This is a genomic window from Vibrio penaeicida, assembly GCF_030689305.1.
Lineage (GTDB): Bacteria > Pseudomonadota > Gammaproteobacteria > Enterobacterales > Vibrionaceae > Vibrio > Vibrio penaeicida_B.
Window position 1 is genome coordinate 1 of record NZ_JAUYVM010000040.1, and the last position, 6,004, is coordinate 6,004.

The window sequence follows — 6,004 nt, forward strand, 5'->3', positions numbered from 1 at the left end:
GGTTGAAAGCACCGGTCTTGAAAACCGGCATACGTTAATAGCGTATCTAGGGTTCAAATCCCTATCTCTCCGCCACAATTAAAAAACCCGCTGATATATCAGCGGGTTTTTTGCATTCTAACTACCCAATTCTATTTCAAGCTTATACCGCTCTCTAGCGTACATTTTAGTTATGTGATTGGTTTTTATTATCAAGCAAGCCTACCCATTGTATTCTCATCTATGACAGTTAGTCTTAACTAGTATTTAGAACAAATTAGTTCGACTCGATGGAATAATGAATTTTAGGCGAAAAAAAGAAAGCCCAGCGATTACTGGGCTTCTCTTATTCAACTAGATTTTTAAAGTATTTGCTTAAGAATTTTATCTATACTGACTCGAGTAATTTTTCGAATAAGCTTTTGAACCTCTAGCGGGTAACTTTCTACCTTATCTAATTGCCTGTAGGTGCAAATAAGTTCCGTGTGCTGCAGGATGTTTTCAACTTCTTTCTCAAATTTCTCAGTCAGATGATTATAGTGATCTTGTATAAGGAGCGCGTTTTCTAAATCTAACTTCCAAGCCCTAGGGTTAAGGTTGTTGCCTGTGATAAGCATATATCTTTTATCGACCCATATGCCTTTTAGGTGGTAGCTATTTGAATCATGCTTCCAAACTCTGATATTGAGCATTCGACTAGCAATATTGGCTTCATTAACTTTCGCGAAGCGCCTTAAGTTCATTTCATATAAATAAGGTAGTCCTGCGATTGTCTTGAATTCTTTTTCCGGTGGGATATAGAAATCATTGGCGGTTTTATCACCGACAACAATGGTGACCTTTACACCACGATTTAATGCTTTTTTAATCTGCCTTGCTAGGCTTTTAGGGAAATTAAAATAAGGTGTACAAATAAAGACTTCATCTTTTGCTAGAGCTACTAAATGGTTGATGCTCTGATTAAGTCTATTTCGTCGCTTTCCTACGCCAACAAGAGGTGTCACAGCTACTTGCTCAGAACCCACATTCTGATGATCAAATTTATATTCGCTCTGTGCCAAAGATGATCGAAGTTGTCGAATTGCCGGTTTAATTGATTTTGTGTTGGGCTTGCTATTACACGCGAGATTGTTGACCGCAGGATGTTGAATCATCGATTGTTCGATGTAATCCGTCATACAGTTGGCTAAGTATTCATTGTGAAGAATATGGTAGCGATCAAAGCGATATTTATCGTTAAAATTGAGGTAGATGTTGTTTAGGCTGGCTCCGCTATATATCACAGAATTATCGATTACAAAGCCTTTTAGGTGAAGAACCCCAAACACTTCACGTCCTCGGACTGGGACACCATATACAGGAATAGGCTGTTCATATTGCTCTGCAAATTTCTTATATAGGGCAGCGTTACCCTCGGATGCCTCCGCACCAATCAGTCCTCTTTGAGCTCGATGCCAATCTACACAGATCTTAATTTCTAAATCCGGCTTCTTTTGTTTTGCCTCGTAAAGAGCAGTCAACACTTCCCTACCAGCGTCATCATCTTCTAGATAAAGTGCAACAATGTAGATTCGATGAGTTGCTTGCTTAATCGCACTAAGCAGTTGTTCACGAAACGATTTTGCAGAATACAGAACCTCAAAAGAATCTGGATTTTGCGCAATTGTTGGAAGTGTCTTAATGAGATTCCTGATTGCGATCATGTTAGAGGCTTTACCTTCTTTATATGATTGACGGCTAATCGTTCATTTTACCAAAAGTCGGACCACATTGACTAGATAACTCAAACATATGCGAAATAATCTTATACAAAGTATTTCAACGCGTTTAATTTTTTGCCACTACGGAGATATCGGATAAACAAATTCTTTAATCCATTAGGTAGGTCTTCTGTTTCGACAGATCTAAATCCATGCGAATGATAAAAATTGTTCAAATGCTCATAAGCAAAGCAAAAATCACCTTCTTGTAAAACGGCATCTTGGCAGAAAACTAATAAGTCGTGACCTAAGCCTTGATTTTGATGCTCTTTTGCAACCAGCATTCCTGTCAAAAGACGACTGTTTTCAATAGTTCGGAATCGTACAGTGGACACCAAGGTCCCATTAAGATATCCGCCCAAAATTAGCTCATCTGATTTGGGCTTTGCTGAAGGATAATACTGTTTATAAAAGCGCTTAACTAAAGGTAATAGAATCGGGTTGAGTTTTTTGACTTCAAGCTCACTCATTCGTCACTGCGCTCTCTAAATAGTTGAGGTAATATGCTCGTTAGTGAAATTCTAACTCCAAATATTATGCAGATATACAAAAACAGTAGTTTGAAACCCTTTCATACCTTTGGTATCGATGTCCAATGTCGTCATATGGCTGTCGTCGAATCAATAGAAGACCTTAAAGAAGCCTACGATAATCCAGAATGGAGTGAGTTGCCTAAGTTAATGCTGGGTAAAGGTAGTAATGTATTATTTACTCAAAACTTCCTGGGTGTGGTGTTGACCAACGAGTTAAGAGGAAAGTCTGTCATTGAGTCAGACACTCATTTTCATCTGCATGTTCAAGGAGGAGAAGATTGGCCTGAGTTTGTTGAGTGGACGCTTGAAAGTGGCTATTTTGGGTTAGAGAACCTTGCCCTTATTCCTGGTTGTGTAGGCTCAGCCCCTATTCAAAACATTGGAGCGTATGGTGTCGAGCTAAAAGATGTATGTGAATACGTTGAAATCTATTGTCTTGAAAGCCAGCAGATCAAGCGTTTGACTAATAGTGAGTGCCAATTTGGGTATCGAGATTCGATTTTTAAACGTGTGCTGAAAAACAAAGCTATTGTGGTTTCTGTTGGTTTTAAACTAGTCAAAAACTGGACGCCTAAAACAAAATATGGCGCTTTGGCTGATTTGCCGAAAGAAGATCAAACAGCGTTTAATATTTACGAGCGAGTTTGCGACATTCGTCGTTCTAAGCTTCCAGATCCTTGTAAACAAGGAAATGCAGGTAGCTTTTTCAAGAACCCGGTGATCTCTCAAGATCAGTTCGATCGACTAGAGAGCCAATATCCAGATATCGTCGGTTACCCCACTAAAGAGGGAGTTAAGTTAGCTGCAGGATGGCTGATTGATAACGCCAACTTAAAAGGTAAAAAAATCGGTGGCGTTATGGTGCATCCAAAGCAGGCGTTGGTATTGGTAAATACGGGCGAAGCAACATCAAATGACGTTGTCAGCCTTGCAGCTTTTGTAAAGCAAACGGTGTTTAAAAAATATCAGGTTGAGCTGGAGCATGAAGTGCGTTTTATAGGAAGTTTAGGTGAAACGTGTCTTTCGGAATGCCTAAAGGATAAATCATGAAAGTAGATTCCGTAAAATACGGCATTGTAAAACAACTCGCCGATGGAGATTTCCATTCTGGTGAAGCCCTTGGTGAGCAGTTTGGCGTTTCTAGGGCGGCAATAAGCAAACATATTAAAAGCATACAAGAGCTAGGGCTTGATGTATTCAGTGTCCAAAGGAAAGGCTATCGATTACCTAGACCTCTTTCTTTACTCGATGAAGAAAAATTGGCTAGTCATTCAGGTCGAATGTTAAAAGTATTTCCTATCATCAATTCAACGAATCAATTCTTGCTGGATTGTGCCGGAGAAATAAATCGTGGTGATGTGTGTTTGGCTGAATACCAGAGCCAAGGTCGAGGTCGACGTGGGAGAGAGTGGATATCTCCTTTTGGTAGTAATCTGTATTTGTCGATGTATTGGCGCTTGGATGCAGGAATTGCTGCAGCAATGGGGCTCAGCCTGGTAGTGGGTGTCGCGGTAGTTGAGGCTTTTGAATCTCTTGGTATTCAAGGTGTAAAGCTAAAATGGCCTAATGATTTGTATTATGAAGACAAAAAGCTTGCGGGTATTCTCGTTGAAATGTCTGGGCAAGCTGGAGCAGCTGCGCATCTAGTGATTGGTATGGGGTTAAATATTGCTATGCCAGACAAAACAGAAAACATTACGCAGCCTTGGACTTCATTAGAGCAGATCTTACCTAATGAGAACATTGACAGAAATGCATTGGCTTTGGCTATTATTAACGCTTGGGAGCGCTCTCTAGAAAGCTATGAACTCTATGGTATGGAAGGGTTCGTTGAGCGATGGAATCGTTTAGATAACTATCTTGGAAGACCTATCAAATTGATACTAGGACCAAAAGAGTTATATGGAATAGCGAGAGGAATTGATGCGCAGGGCGGTATACTAATTGAAACAGACAAAGGCATTGAAACCTACATTGGGGGAGAAATCTCCCTTAGAGGAGTCGAGTAACCGCGCTACTTTCTCAGCAGAACTTTTTCTACCATATGGTTTTGCCCTTTTTGCAAAATGAGCTGTGCTCGCTCACGTGTCGGCAAAATGTTCTGCTGTAAATTTTTTCCATTTATGGTCTGCCAAATACTTTGAGCTTTCTCGAGAGCTTCGTTTTTGGTGAGTTTAGTGTAATGACCAAAATAAGATCCTGGCTTCGTAAATGCTCCCTGTCGAAATTTCATAAATCGTTCGACATACCACGTTTGAATCATTTCTGGTTGTGCATCCACAAAGAGAGAAAAGTCTAAAAAATCTGAGATAAACACTCTATGAGGGTCGTGTGGGTAATCCATGCCGCTTTGGAGTACGTTTAACCCTTCTATAATCAAAACATCTGGCAAATCAACAACTTTTTTATTCGATGTGATGTCATAAGTAAGATGTGAATAAACAGGAGCTTTTACATTTCTCTTGCATGCTTTTACATCCGAGACAAACTGCACCAATTTTTTCATGTCGTAGGATTCTGGGAACCCTTTCTTCTGCATCAATCCGTTTTCGTTTAGCACCTTATTAGGATATAAGAACCCATCAGTAGTAATGAGTTCTACTTTAGGGTGATTTTCCCAACGAGAGAGCAGAGCTTTTAGCAATCGAGCAGTTGTACTTTTCCCAACTGCAACACTACCCGCAATGCCAATAACAAAGGGTGGCGCGTGCTCTTTTTGATTTAAGAAGCGATGTAATACAGAATTTCGACTTTGCCTTGCTTCCACATACAAGTTTAACAATCGTGATAGAGGAAGGTAGATATCTACGGCTTCTTTCATCGTGAGACTTTCATTGATGCCCTGGAGCTCTTTCAGATCCTCTTCTGACAACATCATAGGTACAGAGTCACGTAGCTCCGACCATTGTTGACGGTTAAAAGACATGTAAGGGCTCATAAAGTACTCAGATATCCATATAAATCAGGGAGAGTGACAATACACTATGCTACGTCACTTGCAAACGATTTGGACGGCAATTGTTGAGTATGAATCATGAAATCTTGATGGATTTGTGCGCAAATAACCCGAAGTTAAAGGAAATTTGTATTTTTTTTCAATTTTCTATTGCAAGGTACAAAATCATTCAATAGAATTCGCCCCACTCGTGTGCCGACTTAGCTCAGTAGGTAGAGCAACTGACTTGTAATCAGTAGGTCACCAGTTCGACTCCGGTAGTCGGCACCACTTTTTCCCTCTGTGTAATAGAGAGTGAGAAAAAGTTTTAAAAATTTGGAGGGGTTCCCGAGTGGCCAAAGGGAGCAGACTGTAAATCTGCCGGCACTGCCTTCGATGGTTCGAATCCGTCCCCCTCCACCATATTCCTAAAGGAAATAGCTCACAGAGTTACGTGTTGCGGGCATCGTATAATGGCTATTACCTCAGCCTTCCAAGCTGATGATGCGGGTTCGACTCCCGCTGCCCGCTCCAACTCATTTTAAGTGCTGATATAGCTCAGTCGGTAGAGCGCACCCTTGGTAAGGGTGAGGTCGGCGGTTCAAATCCGCCTATCAGCACCAGCTCTTAGTAGTGACCTTCCTTTTTGTAATGCAATCACCATTATTTTGGTTACGTGGTCTTAAAGCCACCTAAATCCGTACCTTGAGGGACACCCCATGTCTAAAGAAAAATTTGAACGTACGAAACCGCACGTAAACGTTGGTACTATCGGCCACGTTGACCACGGTAAAACA

At 40.8% G+C, this 6,004-nt stretch carries 5 protein-coding genes and 4 tRNA genes; 6 read left to right on the top strand and 3 right to left on the bottom strand.

The features are described 5' to 3' along the window. Positions 1-341: 341 nt before the first annotated feature. Positions 342-1,682, bottom strand: coding sequence for a CDP-diacylglycerol--serine O-phosphatidyltransferase (gene pssA, locus Q8W40_RS27695; RefSeq protein ID WP_305402063.1), 1,341 nt, complete (start codon positions 1,680-1,682; stop codon positions 342-344). Positions 1,683-1,783: 101 nt separating this feature from the next. After that, positions 1,784-2,209: a GNAT family N-acetyltransferase gene (locus Q8W40_RS27700; RefSeq protein WP_305402064.1), complete on the bottom strand. Its 426-nt coding sequence runs from the start codon at positions 2,207-2,209 to the stop codon at positions 1,784-1,786. A gap of 66 nt (positions 2,210-2,275) precedes the next feature. Between Q8W40_RS27700 and murB the strand changes: the two genes are divergently transcribed. Beyond that, positions 2,276-3,322: a UDP-N-acetylmuramate dehydrogenase gene (murB, locus tag Q8W40_RS27705; protein ID WP_305402066.1), complete on the top strand. Its 1,047-nt coding sequence runs from the start codon at positions 2,276-2,278 to the stop codon at positions 3,320-3,322. After that, a complete protein-coding gene (gene birA, locus Q8W40_RS27710; protein ID WP_305402065.1) occupies positions 3,319-4,281 on the top strand; it encodes a bifunctional biotin--[acetyl-CoA-carboxylase] ligase/biotin operon repressor BirA in 963 nt (320 codons plus the stop codon). Before murB ends, birA begins: the two co-directional genes overlap by 4 nt. Before the next feature lie 5 nt (positions 4,282-4,286). Here birA and coaA read toward each other — a convergent pair whose 3' ends face one another. Continuing rightward, a complete protein-coding gene (gene coaA / locus Q8W40_RS27715; RefSeq protein WP_101114264.1) occupies positions 4,287-5,210 on the bottom strand; it encodes a type I pantothenate kinase in 924 nt (307 codons plus the stop codon). A gap of 212 nt (positions 5,211-5,422) precedes the next feature. On the opposite strand from coaA, the gene Q8W40_RS27720 reads away from it, so the two are divergent. The 4 genes from Q8W40_RS27720 to Q8W40_RS27735 all read left to right on the top strand — a co-directional run bounded on the left by Q8W40_RS27720 (position 5,423) and on the right by Q8W40_RS27735 (position 5,830). After that, positions 5,423-5,498, top strand: a tRNA-Thr gene (locus Q8W40_RS27720). 47 nt (positions 5,499-5,545) lie between these two features. Then, positions 5,546-5,630, top strand: a tRNA-Tyr gene (locus Q8W40_RS27725). Positions 5,631-5,666: 36 nt separating this feature from the next. Continuing rightward, positions 5,667-5,741 (top strand) — tRNA-Gly (locus Q8W40_RS27730). 13 nt (positions 5,742-5,754) lie between these two features. After that, a tRNA-Thr gene (locus Q8W40_RS27735) sits at positions 5,755-5,830 on the top strand. Positions 5,831-6,004: the final 174 nt, after the last annotated feature.

What these genes read in the sequence shown, in the direction of transcription:
- coaA (WP_101114264.1), bottom strand. Translation starts at nt 5,210, where the DNA reads ATGAGCCCTTACATGTCTTTTAACCGTCAACAATGGTCGGAGCTACGT.
- pssA (WP_305402063.1), bottom strand. Translation starts at nt 1,682, where the DNA reads ATGATCGCAATCAGGAATCTCATTAAGACACTTCCAACAATTGCGCAA.
- birA (WP_305402065.1), top strand. Translation starts at nt 3,319, where the DNA reads ATGAAAGTAGATTCCGTAAAATACGGCATTGTAAAACAACTCGCCGAT.
- murB (WP_305402066.1), top strand. Translation starts at nt 2,276, where the DNA reads ATGCAGATATACAAAAACAGTAGTTTGAAACCCTTTCATACCTTTGGT.
- Q8W40_RS27700 (WP_305402064.1), bottom strand. Translation starts at nt 2,209, where the DNA reads ATGAGTGAGCTTGAAGTCAAAAAACTCAACCCGATTCTATTACCTTTA.